The 16,477-nt window shown below is 67.6% G+C and carries 11 protein-coding genes; 5 read left to right on the forward strand and 6 right to left on the reverse strand.

Features of this window, described 5'->3' with window-relative positions; translation table 11 throughout:
* Positions 1–69 precede the first annotated feature (69 nt).
* Positions 70–543 carry a pyridoxamine 5'-phosphate oxidase family protein gene (locus tag ASD38_RS17585; protein WP_056437215.1) on the forward strand — a complete coding sequence of 158 codons (474 nt, stop codon included), beginning with the start codon at positions 70–72 and terminating at the stop codon, positions 541–543.
* Positions 544–704: 161 nt separating this feature from the next.
* Here the strand turns inward: ASD38_RS17585 and ASD38_RS17590 are convergent, their stop codons facing one another.
* The 6 genes from ASD38_RS17590 to kduI all read right to left on the reverse strand — a co-directional run bounded on the left by ASD38_RS17590 (position 705) and on the right by kduI (position 11,614).
* The gene (locus tag ASD38_RS17590; RefSeq protein ID WP_056462012.1) at positions 705–3,923 is read right to left on the reverse strand and encodes a glycoside hydrolase family 2 TIM barrel-domain containing protein; all 3,219 of its coding nucleotides are present in this window, start codon (positions 3,921–3,923) and stop codon (positions 705–707) included.
* A gap of 184 nt (positions 3,924–4,107) precedes the next feature.
* Entirely contained in the window at positions 4,108–6,978 is a 2,871-nt protein-coding gene (locus ASD38_RS17595) for a TonB-dependent receptor (RefSeq protein ID WP_056462016.1), read from the reverse strand.
* Between the two features lie 346 nt (positions 6,979–7,324).
* On the reverse strand, positions 7,325–8,131 hold the full coding sequence (locus tag ASD38_RS17600) for an IclR family transcriptional regulator (RefSeq protein WP_056437206.1): 807 nt from the start codon (positions 8,129–8,131) through the stop codon (positions 7,325–7,327).
* A 90-nt stretch (positions 8,132–8,221) separates the two neighbouring features.
* Positions 8,222–9,478 carry a DUF2264 domain-containing protein gene (locus ASD38_RS17605; RefSeq protein ID WP_056462019.1) on the reverse strand — a complete coding sequence of 419 codons (1,257 nt, stop codon included), beginning with the start codon at positions 9,476–9,478 and terminating at the stop codon, positions 8,222–8,224.
* Between the two features lie 8 nt (positions 9,479–9,486).
* Positions 9,487–10,683 carry a glycoside hydrolase family 88/105 protein gene (locus tag ASD38_RS17610; protein ID WP_082560784.1) on the reverse strand — a complete coding sequence of 399 codons (1,197 nt, stop codon included), beginning with the start codon at positions 10,681–10,683 and terminating at the stop codon, positions 9,487–9,489.
* Between the two features lie 49 nt (positions 10,684–10,732).
* Positions 10,733–11,614 carry a 5-dehydro-4-deoxy-D-glucuronate isomerase gene (kduI, locus tag ASD38_RS17615; protein ID WP_268761028.1) on the reverse strand — a complete coding sequence of 294 codons (882 nt, stop codon included), beginning with the start codon at positions 11,612–11,614 and terminating at the stop codon, positions 10,733–10,735.
* A gap of 526 nt (positions 11,615–12,140) precedes the next feature.
* Between kduI and ASD38_RS17620 the strand changes: the two genes are divergently transcribed.
* Genes ASD38_RS17620 through ASD38_RS17635 form a run of 4 tightly spaced genes read left to right on the forward strand, consistent with a single transcriptional unit; the run spans position 12,141 to position 16,428 of the window.
* The gene (locus tag ASD38_RS17620; RefSeq protein WP_056437201.1) at positions 12,141–12,668 is read left to right on the forward strand and encodes a hypothetical protein; all 528 of its coding nucleotides are present in this window, start codon (positions 12,141–12,143) and stop codon (positions 12,666–12,668) included.
* A gap of 23 nt (positions 12,669–12,691) precedes the next feature.
* Positions 12,692–14,041, forward strand: a complete 1,350-nt coding sequence (locus ASD38_RS17625) for a Dyp-type peroxidase (RefSeq protein WP_056462022.1) — start codon at positions 12,692–12,694, stop codon at positions 14,039–14,041.
* Positions 14,038–15,489, forward strand: a complete 1,452-nt coding sequence (locus tag ASD38_RS17630) for a dihydrolipoyl dehydrogenase family protein (protein WP_056462028.1) — start codon at positions 14,038–14,040, stop codon at positions 15,487–15,489. The genes ASD38_RS17625 and ASD38_RS17630 overlap by 4 nt, the downstream gene beginning before the upstream one ends.
* On the forward strand, positions 15,490–16,428 hold the full coding sequence (locus tag ASD38_RS17635) for a transporter (RefSeq protein WP_056462031.1): 939 nt from the start codon (positions 15,490–15,492) through the stop codon (positions 16,426–16,428).
* The last annotated feature ends 49 nt before the right edge of the window (positions 16,429–16,477 follow it).

The raw sequence follows: 16,477 nt of genomic DNA on the forward strand, positions 1-16,477 counted from the left end.
TCAAGGCCGGCCCCCGCGACGCGCGCACGATGTCCTCCTGTTCGGACGCCGCACGCCAGGGAGGTCGCCATGGACCAGACGCTTCGACACGAAATCCTCTCCATTCTGGAGGCCGGCCAAGACCTGACCCTGGCCACCCTGCGCGAGGATGGCTTCCCTCAGGCGACCACGGTGTCCTACGCGAGCGATGGGCTCTCGATCTATTTCGGTTGCTCGGCCCAGTCGCAGAAGGCCAGAAACCTGGCGCGCGATCCCCGCGTCTCCCTGACCGTCGATCTGCCCTACGAGGCCTGGAGTCAGATCCGCGGCCTGTCGATCGGCGGAACGGCCACGCGCCTGACCGCCCCCGACCAGGCCCTGGCGGTGGGCCGGCTGTTCGTCGCGAAGTTCCCCGAGCTGGGCAACGGCTTTTCGCTCGGCGACCAGGAGATGGCGCTGTTCTGCATCACCCCCCTGGTCATCTCGGTGCTCGACTATCGGAAGGGCTTTGGTCACGTCGATCATGTCGAGGCGGCCGAACTCGAGACCGCGCCTGTCGCATGACGAACGGCCGTCCAGTTGGGCTCGGTCGCGGCTCAGAGAGTCCGTGACAGCAACCCGGGCGCGGCGCCTTCCCTCCCCCGCGCCCTCGTCGCGGCGTCGGCTTGTCCGGCCGACGCCGCGCTCGCCCCCTCGGAGGGCCGCCTGACACCCAGCGTTTGAGGTCACTGAGGCGCGGTAGACCGGGCCGGCAGGGCCTTGTCGGGGGTCGTGCCTTCGCCGTCGAACGGCTCGAGCCTGAAAGCCACGCGCGTGGGCTCCAGACGCGTGCGGTACTGCATGTGGGGCTGGCCGACATGGTTCCAGGCCGTGTCGCCGCCGACGCCCCACTGCGCGCCGTCGACCAGCAGCGAGACCTCGCCGTGCGGCGTGATGTCGGTGCTCTTCCAGGTCCCCTCGGGGCGGCGGTAGAGGTCGGTGTAGGGGAAGGCCAGGACGTTCATCATCAGCGGCGTCTCGCCCCGGACCCGCAGTCCCCTGCCCTCGCCCGAAACCTCCATCCAGCGGACATCGACCTTGTTGCCGGTGTCCTGGGGCCGCATGTAGTCGTGGTTCTGATCGGCGATCGCCCCCCGCCACAGCCCGATCGCCGCGCTGGTCTTGCGGTCGACATAGGTCTCGTGCGGCCCGCGGCCGTACCATTCGACCGTCTTGACGCTGGTGGGCATCGAGAACGCCAGGCCCACCCGGACCGGCGGGGGCAGATCGCTCTTCAGCGGGGTGAGCAGTCCGGCCACGTCGACGGTCCCGTCGCCGTTCATCGTGTAGGTGGTGACGAAGCGGGCCGCGCCGGCGCCCAGCTCGTGATCGACGCTGACCTCGACCGCGCCGCCCGGCAGCCGACGGGCGGCGATCGACCGCAGCTGGCGCTCCCGGGTCATGATCTTCCACGGCGTCTGCTGCGACACGATCCCGGTCAGGGTGTCGTTGTCGGTCTCGGCCCGGAAGAAGTTGGGCGCGCCGCCGGTCAGCAGCGCCGATCCCGCCCTGCCGTAGCCGGTGACCAGCCCCGTCTTGCGATCCAGCGTCAGGCCGACGCCGCCCGCCGACAGCGAGAAGCTCTCGGCGCTTTCCTTCAGGTCGACGGGACCGCCGGCCACCGCGGCCGGCGCGGCCATCGGCTGTCCCAAGGCGAACTGCTCCCAACCCACGACATAGCCTTCGGGCGTCAGCGGCACGGAATCCGCCTTGGCCTTGGCGCGAACGGTGACGAAGTATTCCGCGCCCGGCTTGCGCTCGATCCTGGGCAGCGGAAGGGTGACCGCCTGGGCGGCCCGCGCCTTGACCGCCAGGGTCGGCAGATCGCCCGAGGCGATCGTCACGCCGTTCTCCTGCACCGCCCACTCGAACGCGAAACCGGTGAGGTCGCGGAAGTCGTGACGGTTGCGGACCGTCACCGTTCCGGTCGCCGGATCGAAGCCCTCGAACTGGATCGGCGAAAGGACCTTCTGGACCTCGTAGATGTGCGGATTGGGGGTGCGATCGGGCTGGTTCAGACCGTCGCCGAACTCGACGTCGCCGCCGGGATTGGGACCGTACTCGCCGCCGTCGCCCCAATAGCGGCGACCGTCCTTCGTGTAGCGGTACATCGACTGGTCGACCCAGTCCCAGATGAAGCCGCCCTGCAGCTTGTCGTACTTGTAGATGGTGTCCCAGTAGTCCTTGAAGTCGCCGCCGGAGTTGCCCTGCATGTGGGCGTACTCGCACTGGATCATCGGCTGGGTGCGCGTCGGATCCAGCGCCCAGTCCACCATCTTTTCGATGTCGTCGTACATCGGCGCGTAGATGTCGACATACGCGTTGGGCGCGTGCTCCCAGTCCAGCGTGCCCCAGCCCAGGTACGAGATCAGGCGCGAGGGATCGCGTTTGCGCGCCTCGGCGGCGGCCTTCTCGAAATTGGGTCCGATGCCGGCCTCGTTGCCGAGCGACCAGAAGATCACCGAGGGATGGTTCTTGTCGCGCTCGACCATGTTGAGCACGCGGCTGACATGGGCGCCTTCCCACGCGGGGTCAAAGCCGAGCTGCAGCTTGGGCCGGAGCTCCGGGCGCTTGTTGGCGTAGTCCATGTAGGCGTGGCTCTCGATGTCCGCCTCGTCCATGACATACAGGCCGTACTCGTCGGCCAGGGCGTACCAGCGCGGGTCGTTGGGATAGTGCGAGGTGCGCACGGCGTTGATGTTGTTGCGCTTCATCAGCTCGATGTCGCGGCGCATCGAGGCTTCGGAGATGACGTGGAAGGTCTCCGGATCGTGCTCGTGGCGATTGACGCCGCGGATGACGATCGGGCGGCCGTTGACCATCACCCGACCGTCCTTGATCTCGACGGTGCGGAAGCCGATCCGCTGGGGCGTGGCCTGGATCAGCTGGCCCTTGGCGTCGAGCACCTCGACCAGCAGGGTGTAGAGGTTGGGCGTTTCGGCGGTCCACTGGCGGACGCCGGGCACGCTGGCCGACAGGGTCTGGGTCCTGGCCGCCCCGGCTCCGACCTTGGCCGCCTTGCTCAGGACGACCTTGTCGCCGTCGAGCAGGGTCATCCGCACGGTGACGGCCTGATCGCGCTGGGTCAGCGCCACGTCGGTCGACAGCACGCCGTCGCGATAGGCCTTGTCCAGACCGGCGTGGACGAACAGGTCGCTCAGCCCCGCCTTGGGCGCGGCCTTCAGATAGACCGACCGCTCGATCCCCGAGACGCGCCAGAAGTCCTGGTCCTCCAGATAGCTGCCGTCCGACCAGCGGTGGATCTGGATGGCCACCACATTCTTCTGGCCGGGCGCCAGCAGCGGCGTGACGTCGAACTCGCTGGGCAGCTTGGAGTCTTCGGAATAGCCCGCCTCCTTGCCGTTGACCCAGACCCGGTAGGCCGAGCCGGCCGCGCCGATGTGCAGGATGACATCCTGGCCCGACCAGCCGGCCGGGATCTCGAAGGCGCGGCGATAGGAGCCGACCGGGTTCGTCGCGTGCGGGATCAGCGGCCGGTTGGCCGGAAAGGGATAGGTGATGTTGTTGTAGCGGGGCTGGTCGTAGCCCTCGGTCTGCCACATCGCCGGGACCTTGATCGTCTTCCAGGCCGAGACGTCGTAGTCAGGCTTTTCGAAGCCGTCGGGCACGGCGTCGGACGAGGGCGAAAAGTTGAACGACCATTGGCCGTCCAGGGACTGGTAGCGCGCCGAGCGGGTCGGGTCGCCGGCCAGGGCCGCCTCGCGGCTCTCGAACGGGAAGTGGGTGGCGCTGGCCGCCAGCTTGCCTCGCGCATAGACGGCCGGGTTCTCCCAGTCGGGCCGCGAGGCGTCCACCTGAACCGGCTGGACGCGTGGCGGCTCGGCGGCCGCCGCGATGCCCGCCACACCCAACCAGGCGACGCCGGTCAACAGCACCTTCTTCATGCGAACCCTCCCGCCGGATCGAATCCGGCCCATTCATCAGACAATTTGCATCGGGCCGACGTCAACGCCCACCCGCGCCGACGTCATGGACAAAGAAAAGGCCGGTGAGGGACACCACGTCCCGCACCGGCCAGTGCGGTCCGCCAGCGGGGGACGCTGACGGACCGATAGGGTCGCCGACGGGCTAGAACTTGCCGCGCACGCCGAACTTGATCGTCCGGCCGTCATACTTGGCGTAATCGAGGCGGGTCTTCCTGCCGTCGCCGTAGCGACCGGCGACGTCTTCGAAGTAATCGAAGCCCAACGTATTGGTGATGTTCAGGACATCGAGACGTAGTTCAAGCTCGTCGTTGATTTTGTAGCTGACGTTGCCGTCGAGATAGCCGGCTCCAGCATGCCAGCGCTCCAAATCAGAACCATCCGGGTTGGTGTCGATGATGTTCCGAGCCTTGTAGTTGTAGGTCAGTCGCGCGCCCAGCGGGCCCTTTTCGTAGTAGCCGGTCAAGCTGTACGAATATCGCGGGATGCGATTGACCATGTCGATCGACCCGTCCTGCTTGCGATACCTCAGGTCGGCGCTCTCCGAGTTGACCTTCGTATAGCTGGCGAGCGCGCCAAAACCGTCCCACGGCGCGGGCAGGAAATCAAAGGACTGCTGATAGGCGAACTCGAGACCGTCGAGATTCACCGTGCCGCCATTGATGAAGGTGTCGACGTCGATGGGGAGGTTGGGATCAACATGCCCGTTCTGGGTGTGCCAAATGATCGCCAGCGACTCGTCGGGAAGACCGAGACTGGAGAATGGCACGACCGAGCGTTGAGCGATCGTCGTGTCCTCCAGCTTCTTCTTGAAGTAACCGGCGCTCAGAATGCCGCCGCGCCCGAAGTACCACTCAATCGTGGTGTCCCAGTTCGTCGAGATCTCCGGCTTCAGCTCCGGGTTACCCGAGGTCGCATAGGTGTTGTAGATATTGGGAATGACCGTCTGGGCAGCGATCCTCGACAACGAGGCTCGCGTGATGGTCTTGCCCCAGGAACCGCGCCAGACCACATCGGGGATCACGTCGTACGCGAAGCTGACCGAAGGCAGGGTGTTGTCGTAGCTGCTTTCTTCGGTATTGGGCTGATAGGCGCCGCCGGTCCCCGTCTTCTTGAAGTTGTCGATGGTCATGTCGGTTTGCGAATAACGCACGCCGGCATTGATACGCAGTTCGCGATCAAGAACCTGGCCGCTGAAATCCGACTGGACAAAGAAGGTGCTGACCTGTTCGTCGGCGGTGAAGCTGCTGGAGAGATCGACCGGCGAGGCCATGGCGGCGCCGAGCGGGTCAAGCGCGTTGATCACGTAGCCGCGCGAGAAGGTGGCCCATTGCTGCGGGTAGTTGTCGCCGATGACGAGATTATCAAGCGGCACCGAATGCAACATCGACGCGCGTAGCCCCGCGGCGCCGATCGCGGCCAGGCGAGCCTGAACGATCGCGGTTCCGTTACGCTTGGTCTTTTGCTTGGTCGTATCGACGTATGACAGGCCAGCCTTCAGGTGACCCTTCCAGTCGCCGAGCCCGTAGTCCCAGTCGGCCACCAGCTTGGCGACACGCTCTTGGTCCACTTCGCGATTCCAGTCCACGGCCGTGCTGAAATCTTCGAAATTGGCCGGGTTCGTGAAGTCGACCCCCGGCGCCGAAAGCCCCGGATAGACCCGGTCGTCACCCCAGTCGAGGGTGGAGGTCACGCCGTAGATGTTCGAGACGATGCGCTTATTGTCATAGAAGGCCCGGCTGTCCGAAGCCGCGAGCTGACCCGTCAGCGTCAGCGAGTCGTTGACCTGGTACTTGGCGTTGAGGCCGCCGTACCCAAACTTGGTCTCGGCGTTGTAGTAGTAGCTCTCGCCCAGATAGGACGTGTTGCCGAACGTTCCCTGAAGCACGTTGCCGTCGACGATGCTGACGTTGATCGGCACGAGGCCGTTGTGACCCGCGGTGCCCGGACGGGCGGCCACATTGGTGGTGGCCGAGTTACGGATCGGCAGGCCGAAGGTGAATTCGTCGCGCGAGTCCTGGAGATGCGACAGCAGCGTATCGAAGCTCACATCCAGCTTGTCGTTCTTGTACTGGAGTGAGGACACCAGGCCGTCGCGATCGCGCGTATTTTCAGCGCCGTAGTACCGGTAGAAACGCGAAAGATAGGCGTTGTCGATCGCCGTCCGATTGCCGAGCATGCCCGCCGCGCGCGGATCGGCCCAGTCGAACGCCATGTTGAAGGGGCCATTGCGCATGGTCGGCGGCGTCTTGGTGTCGACGGGAACAGGGTGGCCAGCCAGATAATTGCTGTTGTAGCCGCCCGTCGCCTCGAAACCCGACTTCATGTTGACGCTTGTCGAGTGCGCGACACCGATCAGGAAGCCCCAATTGTTCCAGGTCTTCGAGAACAGACCAAAGACATTCGGGTCCATCTTCTTGGACGCCGTGTTGTAGGAGGCCACCGCGTTGAACCGCAAAATCTGGCCGCCGGCGCCGTCGAACGGCCTTGGCGTTTGAAGATCGACCACGCCGCCGACGCCGCCCTCTTCAAGTTCAGCCAGGGGCGTCTTGTAAAAGTCCACGCGGCCGAACAGCTCGGAAGCAAAGACGTCATAGTTGAAGTCGCGCGAAGATCCGCCGACGTTGGTCGACGAGGTCGTATGGACCGGAGCGCCGTTGAGGGTGGTCACCGTGTATTCGGGACCCAAGCCCCGGATGGCGATGCGTTGCCCTTCGTTGGAGGCGCCATCGCGGGTCATGTAGATCCCGGGGATGCGCTGCAGGGCTTCGGCGACGTTGGCCTCGGGGAACTTGCCGATGTCTTCGGCGACGATCGAGTCTCGGACGGCGATGGCGTCCTTCTTGAGGTTCAGGGCCTTCTCCAGCGATGAGCGAAACCCGGTGACGACCACCTCGCTCACTTGCTCGGTGTCGCCCGCTTGGAACGGCGGCGCCTGGGTCGCCTGAGCCCAAACCGAACCGGCGCCGCCGACCCCCACGGCCAGCACCGTCGATAGCAGAAGCTTCTTCTTCATGGGCTTTCCCCTCCCCTTCGCGGCCTTGCCGCATGGCAACTCGGGCGCCTGCCCTCGAACGGAGCAAGGCGGCGGTCAACGATCCAAAAGCGGTCGGCCGGCGTCAGGCGGCGCACGACGTGCGCGGACGTATTTCCTCACCCCGGGCGCTGGGCGCCTCTGAACTTCTGTCACGCATATCGACACAAGCGCGCAGCTATGGGAACGGCATTTGTAGTATTTTTCATTTAAACGGTCGCAGGGGCGCCTGAGCGTTGCGGACATGCAACACCTTTGCTTCGCTCCAACCGTGAAATGCGGAACAGGCCGAGGCGCCGCCGGGAACCAGGCGGCCGGACGACGACCTCTAGCGGTAGCCGAACTCGGCGCTGATCTTGGCGGTGGCTTCCTTGACGTAGGCGGTCACCGTCTCGATGCGCGCGTCGTCCATGTACTGGGCGATGGAGGAAACGGAGACGGCCGCAACGATCTTGCCGCTCATGTCCCGGATCGGGGCGGCCACGCATCGGATGTGGTCTTCGTTTTCGTCCAGATCCAGGGCCGAGCCCTTCGCGCGATAGGCCCGCATGACCTCCAGCCATTGCCGAAGGTCGTAACGATAGCGGGGATAGACGGCGGCCTCGCGCAGGAAGACCTCGCGCCAGACCTCCTCGCTCTCATCGAGCAGCAGGGCCTTGCCAAGCCCGGTGTGGCGCAGGGGTTGGCGCTCGCCGACCACGCAGCGCACCTCGATGCGGCGCGAGCCGGGAATCTTGTCGATGTAGTGCACCTGATCGCGTTCGAGGACGCCCAGGTTCACCGTGTCGCCGGTGTCGATCGACAACTGGCGTAAGTGCTCGCGGCTGACCCGCGTCAGGGTGATCTGCTGGGAGGCGGCGTAGCCGAGCTCGAGCAGCTTGGTGCCCAGCGCGTATCCGTCGCGGGAATTGAACGACAGGAAGCCGGCCTCCACCAGGGTCGAGGCCAGGCGGTGGACGGTGGTCTTGTTCAGCTGCAGCGCCTTGGACATCTGCCCCAGGGTCGCGTCGCCCTTGGCCACGCGGCTGAGCACTTCCAACCCCTTGAACAGCGTCAGCGCGCCGGCGCTGGCCCGCGGAGAGGCGGTTTGATCGTCCTCACCGTCGTGGACAACGGTATCGGCGGGCTGGGCCATGGATCAGGATTCTGCGTTTTGGTGCGAGAGCGTTCCGGTAGTTGATACGCCCCAGCGTCAATTTTGAAAACCCCGGCCCGCCTTCGACGGTCAGAAATCGACGGCGTAGTCCTTGGGAAAGGGCTTGCCGGCGAACGCCAGTTTCTGCGTCCAGGGCTGGGCCGGCGCTGTCCAGAAGCTGTCGGCGGCCGGCAGACCCAGCGCCAGGAGGCCCTCGGTCGTGACATACATGCTGCCGTTGTTCGAATACCAGTCGCCCAGGGTCGGGTGATGCCCGACGAAGCCGATGGTCAGGAAGCCGTCCAGCGTGAAGTTGCTCGGCTCGGTGAAGACGGCCTTGTGGGCGGCGACCAGCGCCGAACGCACCTGCCCCTCCGACAGCTTGGCCGGCAGCTGCTTGCGCCAGGCCAGCAGCGCCAGGGGCTGGAACACCGCCGTGCGATAGGTCAGCGACCGGCCGAACGGCGGGAAGGTCCCCTCGGGCGAAACGAAGCGCTCCAGGTGCTCGCTGTAGCGCTGGGCGCGCTTGACGGCCAGTTCGCGCCATTTGGTCAGGTCGTCCTTCCAGAACGGCGCCTTGTGGGCCTCCATGACCTCCAGCACCTGGATCATCATCGGGTGCATCACGAACGAGCCGTAGTAGTCGAAGTGGAAGGTCGCCCCGTCCTTGATCCAGCCGTCGCCGATGTACCACTCGTCGATCTTGCGGACCGCCGTGTTGAGCCGCATCGGGTCCGACTCCTCGCCGATCGACAGCAGGAAGGCCTCGTTCATCGCCGCGAACAGCAGCCAGTTGATGAAGGGCGGATTGACCCGGCGCAGGCCCTTGATCTCCTCGACGATGCGCTTCTTGGTGGTCGCGTCGAGGGGATCCCACAGCGCCTTGGGCGCGCGCAGCAGGGCCTGGGTGAAGTAGGCGGAATCGACCAGGGCCTGGCCGTGATCGCGCCAGGCCAGGTAGTCGGGGCTGGAAGGATCCACGGCGTGGACATAGCTTTGCAGCGCCTGGTCGGTGAGGCGCTTGCGCGTCCGGCCCTCGGGCGTGGCGTCCTCGGGCAGGCCCAGCCACGGCGACAGCCCCGAAATCAGGCGGCCGAAACACTCCAGATAGGCCACGTTCTTGTCGCGACCGTCCCAGGTCGGGCTGAGCTCCAGGGGAAAGGTCGCCTTGAGCCGCCCCTGCGACATCGCCGACAGCACCGGACTGGCCATCTTCTCCAGCAGGCCGGCCATATAGGCGCGGTCGTCGAGCGGGGCGCCAGCCCGCTTGGCGGCATTGGCCGAGGCTCCGGCTCCGAGGGACGCGGCGCCGACGAGGGCGGCCTTCATGAAATCGCGCTTGTGCATGGTCGCCCCTATCGAACCGGCTTGAGATCGAGATCCGCCATCGCCGTCGCCGCCAGCAGGAACGCGCCGACGCCATAGAACTGGGTGTCGTCGTAGCTGACGCTCTCCGGACGATCGGACACCGGCTGGACGTAGCCGAACTTGCCGTCCGGATGCACCGCGCGCGTCAGGGCGCTCCAGCCCTTGCGGACGGCGGGCTCGTAGGCGTCGCGATCGAGCAGGCCCGTCTTCACGCCCCAGGCCAGTCCGTAGGTGAAGAAGGCCGTGCCGCTCGATTCCGGCGGCGACTTGGCGGGGTCGGACAGCAGGGAGGGCGACCAGTAGCCGTCCGGCTTCTGGATCGCCTGCAACTTGGCGGCCATCTGCTTGAAGACCGCCTCCATCCGGACGCGGTCCGGATCGCCCGGCGGCAGCAGCGGGATGACGCGGGCCAGGCCGGCGAACACCCAGCCGTCGCCGCGGCTCCAGAACACCTTCTCGCCGTTGGGTCCGCGCCGCGTGAAGAACCGCGAGTCGCGGTAATAGAGCCCCTCGTCCTTGTCGTAGAGAAAGTCGGTGACCGCGGCGAATTCCTTGCGCGCATAGGCCCCGTAGCGCGGATCGCCCGTGACCGCGCTCAGCTCGAACCAGGTGGCCGGCGCCATGAACAGCGCGTCGCTCCAGCACCAGCGCTGGTCGCAGTCGACGCCGCGCGGATCGGTGTATTCGGCGTGCTCCAGCCCCACCTTGGGCGGGTAAGTCAGGATGGCGTCGAACCGCTGGCGCAGCGGCGCGATCGCCTCGGGCCCGCCGCCGTGGCGCGAGGCCCAGAGGTAGGCCTGGCCGATCACATGGTCGTCGGCGTGATAGAAGCGCTTGCCCAGCTCCCACTGGTTGGCCAGACCCCGCGCCAGGATCGCCTGGCGATAGGCCGGGTTGTCCGACCGGTCGGCCAGGTCGCGCAGGCCCACGAACAAGGCGCCCTGCACCCACCCCTTCGGGTCGGCCGTGTCGCGCGAGGTGTTGGGCGGAATGTAGCCGGCCGCCATGGTCGCCAGCTGATAGTCGGCGACCTTCTCGGCCAGACGCATCACATCGGCGCGCGCATAGGGAACGGCGGCGCTCGCGGCGGCGGGGGCCTTGGCCGGCGCGGCCAGCGCGGGCGACGACGCCATGGGCGCGATCAGCATCGCCAGGGCAAGAGCGGGAAGGACCACGGGCTTCATGCTGGAAATCTCTTTCGCGGAGTGACGGCGGTTCGCGCCGGGATCGGGCCTAGCGCAGCTGACAGATGTCGAGCTGGTCCATGTCGTGATAGTCGAGGTTCTCGCCGCCCATCGCCCAGATGAAGGCATAGTTCGAGGTCGCCGCGCCGCAGTGCACCGACCAGGGCGGACAAATCACCGCCTGTTCGTTTTCCACGACCAGGTGGCGTGTCTCGTCGGGCGCGCCCATGAAGTGGAAGACGCGATCCTCGGGCCCGAGCCGGAAGTAGAAATAGGCCTCGGACCGGCGATCATGCAGGTGGGGCGGCATGGTGTTCCAGACACTGCCGGGCTTGAGGATCGTCAGGCCCAGAAGAAGCTGTGCCGAGGCGCACACCCCCGGCACGACCAGTTGGTAGATGATGCGGTGGTTCGAGGTCTCGGACGCGCCGCGTTCCAGCGGGATCGCCGCGCGGGTCGAGACGGCGCGGGTCTCGAAGGCGGCATGGGCCGGCGTCGAGGCGAGGTAGAACCGCGCGGGCGCGGCGGGATCCCGGCTCGCGAACCGCACGTCGGCCGCTCCGCGACCGATATAGAGGGCGTCCAGGGGTTCGAGCACATGGACAGCGCCGTCCACCGTGACCCGCCCTGCCCCCTCGCCGACATTGACGAGCCCCATTTCGCGCGACGCCAGGAAGGGTGCTCCGCTGAGGGAGGGCGGCTCGGTCTGGACCGGCAGGGCGATCTCCTGAAGCAGCGGGGCCGCGCCGCCGATCACCAGGCGTTCCTGGTGCAGATAGTTCAGGGTCACCGCTTCGGGCGCGAAAAGGCGTTCGACAAGGTAGCGATCTCGCAGGTCCTGCGAGCTTGCGCCGGCCATCATGTCCGGATGGGTGGCGTGGAAGACCTGGGCGAACGGTCCCGACGCCTTGGCGTTCCTACCGCCCGACACGGGCGAATCCGTCAGGGTCGCCCAACGACTCCCCCGGTCCACGCCGAAGGTCCGTACGCTCTTGCCGCTGGCCACAAACCCCTCCCGACCCGCGCGCAAATCGCCGACCCGCCCCATGGTATTGGTATTACAAATGCAGATTTGAAACACAAGGCCATAAATCGGAATGGATGATCAGCCGCCTGTCAGTCGATTGCTTGCCCACCGCCTTGTTCCCAGTCGGCTGGGCACTACGCCGTATCGACTATCGCGGCGCCCTCCAACGATCTGAAACGTTGGGGGACGCGCCAGTGCGCCCGCCGGTGTCGATCGGCCCCTCGGGCGCCGTCCGGCCCCAGATCAGCGCGCCGGGATCGGCATCTCGGTCGGCCAGGCGTCTGCGCTGGCGAGCGCGCGTCTAAAGCCGCCGACGGCGTCCGCTCAGGGTTACACCTAATCGACGCCTTTGGGGCCAGAGCCCTAGCGTCGCGCCATTAGCCGAACGCCGAGGCCCTCCTGGATCGGCGTCTAGCGCTCAGGTGTCCCAATGCATCCAGCCGCCGCGGTGATCCCCAAGCACGATCCAAGCTGGGAGATGGGCAAGCACGGACCCGTCTGGCCCAGGACGCCGGCCTGCTACGGCTTCACCATCATCGCCAGGGTCAAGCCCGGCACGGCCGAGGCGATCCGCGGCTATGGAAACAAGATCGTCGCGGCCCTGGAGGGCGACCCCAACTTCCTGGCCCCGCTCAAGCTGCACTATCTGCGCTGGGTGCTGTTCGATGACGACACCCGGTTCATGTACCAGGGCATCTTCGACACCGATTTCGACAAGTACACCGAGGACGCGATCGAGCTGTTCAAGAAGTCCGGGCTCAACACCATTTTCGAGAACCTCGAAGGCTTTCCCGAGGACTGGAAGACCAACCCGGAGGCGTTCATCAAGTTCGTCCGGGCGCATCAGTGCCCCAGCTTCATGGAGTATGGCGAGTACCCGTACGTCAGCGCCGACGAGATCAAGAAGGCGCTGGCCCTGAAGGCGGCCTTCACCGAGATGCTCGACCAGATGCAGTAGCCTGACGGCCTCGGGAGATCGCCATGAGCCCGCCCATGGACAGCCCGCTGGAGCTGGCAGACATCCAGAGCGGCGTGCTTCGCCCGCGCCCCAGCCCCTATGCGGCGACCTATATCCTGTTCCGGATCGACCAGGCCGCGGCCGGCCGAGAGCTGATGGAGCGGTTCAGCCGGGTCGTCGGCTCGGCCGCCGATCCCCAGAGCCCGGCGGGCGCCGCCTGGGTCAGCGTCGCCCTCACCTTCCAGGGCCTGAAGGCGCTGGGCGTGCCCCAGGCGTCGCTCGAGGGTTTCGCCTGGGAGTTCCAGCAGGGGATGAAGGCGCGGGCGGGCGCCCTGAGAGACACTGGCGAAAGCAGCCCCGAACATTGGGAAGCGCCCCTGGGCGGGCCGGAGGTCCATGTCGTCATGGTGGCCGTGGCTCCGAACAGCCAGACCCTGGCGGCGGCGCTGGATCGGGCCCGCGCGGCGTACGAGGCGCTGGGCGGGGTCACCGCCATCTGGCGGCAGGACTGCCACGCCCTGCCCGACGAGACCGAACCGTTCGGCTTCCGGGACGGCATCAACCATCCGGCGATCGAGGGCAGCGGCATCCCTGGGACCGATCCCCACGAGACGCCCCTCAAGGCGGGCGAGTTCGTCCTCGGCTACCGGGACGAGATGGGCGGCTTCGCCTCGGTTCCGCAACCCGAGGTCCTCGGCCGAAACGGGACCTATGTCGTGTTCCGCAAGCTGCACCAGCGGGTCGCGCGGTTTCGCCGATACATCCAGGACCAGGCCTCGGGGCCGCAGGACGAGGAGTTGGTCGCCGCCAAGATGATGGGGCGCTGGCGCAGCGGCGCGCCCCTGGCCCTGTGCCCGCTCCACGACGACCCGGCGATCGGCGCCGACCCCACGCGCAACAACGACTTCCTCTACGCCGACGACCCCGCGGGATACTTGACGCCGTTGGGCTCGCACGTCCGGCGCGCCAATCCGCGCGACGCGAATATCGCCGGCGAGGTCCGGCTGCACCGGATGATCCGGCGCGGCGCCGCCTACGGCCCCCTGCTGCCCAAGGGCGTCACCGAGGACGACGGCGCCGATCGCGGGCTGATGTTCACCTTCGTCGGCGCGCACCCCAAGCGGCAGTTCGAGTTCGTCCAGTCCGAATGGATCAATGACGGCGTCTTCGCGGGCCTGGCCGGGGCGCGGGACCCGGTGGCGGCGACGGTCGACGGCGACGAGGTCTTCTCCATTCCCAGGCGCCCGATCCCCCGGCGCCTGAAAGGCCTGCCCCAGTTCGTCGTCACGCGGGGGGGCGAGTATTGCTTCATGCCCAGCCTCAGCGCGTTGCGCTGGCTGGCCGATCTGCGAACCCCGGCGCCGACCCCATGAGCGCCGACCCCATGCCCCCCAAGGAGATGGACGTCGTCGTCATCGGCGCCGGTCCGGCCGGCGTGCTGGCGGCGCTGCGCGCGGCGGACCTGGGGGCGCGGACGACCCTGGTCACCCGCGGCGCGTTCGGCGGCATGGCGGCCAACGACGGGCCCGTGCCGGTCCGGACCCTGGCCCACGCCGCGCGCCTGGTGCGCGAGGCTCGGCAGCTGGAACGCTACGGCGTCCTGGCCGGCGCGGCCTCGCTGGACTATCCGCGCCTGCTGGCCCGGGTCGCCGAGGTGGTCGAGGACGTGAACCGTCATTCGGCCCTGCGCCCCCAGATCGACGCCCTGGGCGTGACCGTCCGCGAACACGTCGGCGACGTGCGCTTCATCGACGCCCACACCCTCGAAACCGCCGACGGCCTGCGGCTCCGCGCCGACCGGGTCGTCATCTGCACGGGCGGCGTCAGCCGACGCCTCGACCTGCCCGGCTTCGACCTGACCTGCACCCACAGCGACGCCTGGAGCCTGTCGGCCGCGCCCGGGTCCATGCTGGTGGTGGGCGCGGGGGCCACCGGCGCCCAGGTGGCCTCGGTGTTCAACGCCCTCGGCACGAAGGTCCAGCTGTTCCAGGCGGGCGAGCGCATCCTGCCCACCGAGGACGAGGCCGTGTCGGCCGCCGTCGCCGCCGGCTTCCGCGCCTCGGGCGTCGTGGTGCACGAGGGCTTCGGCGCGATCGACTCGTTCGAGCGCACGGCGTCGGGCGTGCGGATGAACTATTCGAAGGATGGCCAGAGCCGCGCCGCCGAGGCCGAACTGGTGGTCGCCGCCGTCGGCTGGTCGGCCGACACCGGGGCGATGAACCTGGCGGCCGCCGGCGTCGAGACCACCGCCCGCGGCTTCATCCAGGTGGACGAAGCCCTGCGCACGACCGCGCCCCATGTCTTCGCGGCCGGTGACGTGACCGGCCGCCTGATGCTGGTCCCGCAGGCGATGCGAGCCGGCCTGCTGGCCGCCGCCAACGCCGTCACCGGCGCTGCCTCCCCGGCGGCGGACCAGGTCGCGCCCGTCGGCAGCTTCACCCAGCCCGAATACGCCCAGGTCGGGCTGACCGAGGCCGCCGCCCGCGCCAGACACGAGGTCCTGGCGGTCAGCGTGGACTTCGCCGCCGCCACCCGGCCGATCATCGACGGCCGAACCGAGGGGTTCTGCAAGCTGGTCATCGACCGGCCGACCCGCCGCATTCTCGGCTGCCACGTGGTCGGGGAGCGGGCCGTCGACATCGTGCAGCTGGCGGCGGTGGCGATGGCCGCGGGCCTGGGCGTCGACGGGCTGGCCCAGGTGCCGTTCTCGTTCCCCACCTATGCCGGCGTCCTGGGCCGGGTCGCCGCCAGCGCGACCTATCAGTTGAACCGAACCGCCACCGGGGACGCCGAGCTTCCTCCGGCCGCCGCCTTCACGTGAATGGGCGCGCCGCTTTCCGTTCGAGCGCGCGGCGGCGCGGCTCTGCTGGCCGCGGCGATCCTGGCGGCGCCGACCGCGCGGGCCCAGGACGACGGCCCCCGCGTCTACCAGCTGACGCCGAAAGGCGCCCAGGCCTGGACCGGCTTCGCGGTGGTCAAGCGCGGCAACGAGGAGCCGGAGGTCGGGACGGTCATTCCCGGCTCCGACATCGACACCGACCTGGTGATCCTGCGCTACGTGACGACCCTGAGCCTGGGCGGGCGGCAGTTCGCCCCGTTCGTCATCCTGCCCGCCGGCCGGACGAAGTTCTCGATCAATGACGGCGTCACCCCGCCGGCCTCCAGTTCCGGCTTCGGCGACCTGCAGGTCGGCGGCGTCCTGGGGCTGATCGGCTCCCCGGCCCTGTCGCCCGCCGACTACGCCCGGTTCAAGCCCGGCTTCAGCGCCGGCCTGTTCGCTAAGGTCTACTTCCCGACCGGCGCCTACAGCGCCGCCAAGCCGGTGAACCTGGGCTCGAACCGCCACGCCTTCCAGATCGGGCTGCCGACCGGTTTCGCCTGGGGGACGTCCTATCGCGACCCGAGGCTGACGACCCTGGAGGTCTTCCCCACCCTCACCGTCTACGCGGACAACGACGACCCCTACGGCGCGGACCGCAGTTCGAAGGACACGCTGTTCAGCGTCGAGGGGCACCTGACGCACAACCTCGACCCAACCACATGGCTGTCGGCCGACCTGCTCTATCGCCGGGGCGGCGAGACCACGACGGACGGCGTCGCGGCCGGCGACGCCACGCACGGCTGGTCGGCCGGCGGCTCGGTCGGCTGGGTGCTGGACCCGCGCGCGACCCTGATCCTGACCTATCAGCAGGTGATCGAGCGCGACGACGACGGCCCGGACGGCGGGTTCTTCCGCGCGGCCCTGGTCCTGCCGTTCTGACATTAAGGCCTATCGACATTCAGCGTCTGGGACGAAAACCTCGTCCTTC

The sequence above is a fragment of the Caulobacter sp. Root487D2Y genome, assembly GCF_001427165.1.
Classification (GTDB): Bacteria; Pseudomonadota; Alphaproteobacteria; order Caulobacterales; family Caulobacteraceae; genus Caulobacter.

What these genes read in the sequence shown, in the direction of transcription:
- ASD38_RS17625 (WP_056462022.1), top strand. Translation starts at nt 12,692, where the DNA reads ATGAGCCCGCCCATGGACAGCCCGCTGGAGCTGGCAGACATCCAGAGC.
- ASD38_RS17630 (WP_056462028.1), top strand. Translation starts at nt 14,038, where the DNA reads ATGAGCGCCGACCCCATGCCCCCCAAGGAGATGGACGTCGTCGTCATC.
- ASD38_RS17610 (WP_082560784.1), bottom strand. Translation starts at nt 10,683, where the DNA reads ATGAAGCCCGTGGTCCTTCCCGCTCTTGCCCTGGCGATGCTGATCGCG.
- ASD38_RS17585 (WP_056437215.1), top strand. Translation starts at nt 70, where the DNA reads ATGGACCAGACGCTTCGACACGAAATCCTCTCCATTCTGGAGGCCGGC.
- ASD38_RS17600 (WP_056437206.1), bottom strand. Translation starts at nt 8,131, where the DNA reads ATGGCCCAGCCCGCCGATACCGTTGTCCACGACGGTGAGGACGATCAA.
- ASD38_RS17590 (WP_056462012.1), bottom strand. Translation starts at nt 3,923, where the DNA reads ATGAAGAAGGTGCTGTTGACCGGCGTCGCCTGGTTGGGTGTGGCGGGC.
- ASD38_RS17605 (WP_056462019.1), bottom strand. Translation starts at nt 9,478, where the DNA reads ATGCACAAGCGCGATTTCATGAAGGCCGCCCTCGTCGGCGCCGCGTCC.
- ASD38_RS17635 (WP_056462031.1), top strand. Translation starts at nt 15,490, where the DNA reads ATGGGCGCGCCGCTTTCCGTTCGAGCGCGCGGCGGCGCGGCTCTGCTG.
- ASD38_RS17595 (WP_056462016.1), bottom strand. Translation starts at nt 6,978, where the DNA reads ATGAAGAAGAAGCTTCTGCTATCGACGGTGCTGGCCGTGGGGGTCGGC.
- ASD38_RS17620 (WP_056437201.1), top strand. Translation starts at nt 12,141, where the DNA reads ATGCATCCAGCCGCCGCGGTGATCCCCAAGCACGATCCAAGCTGGGAG.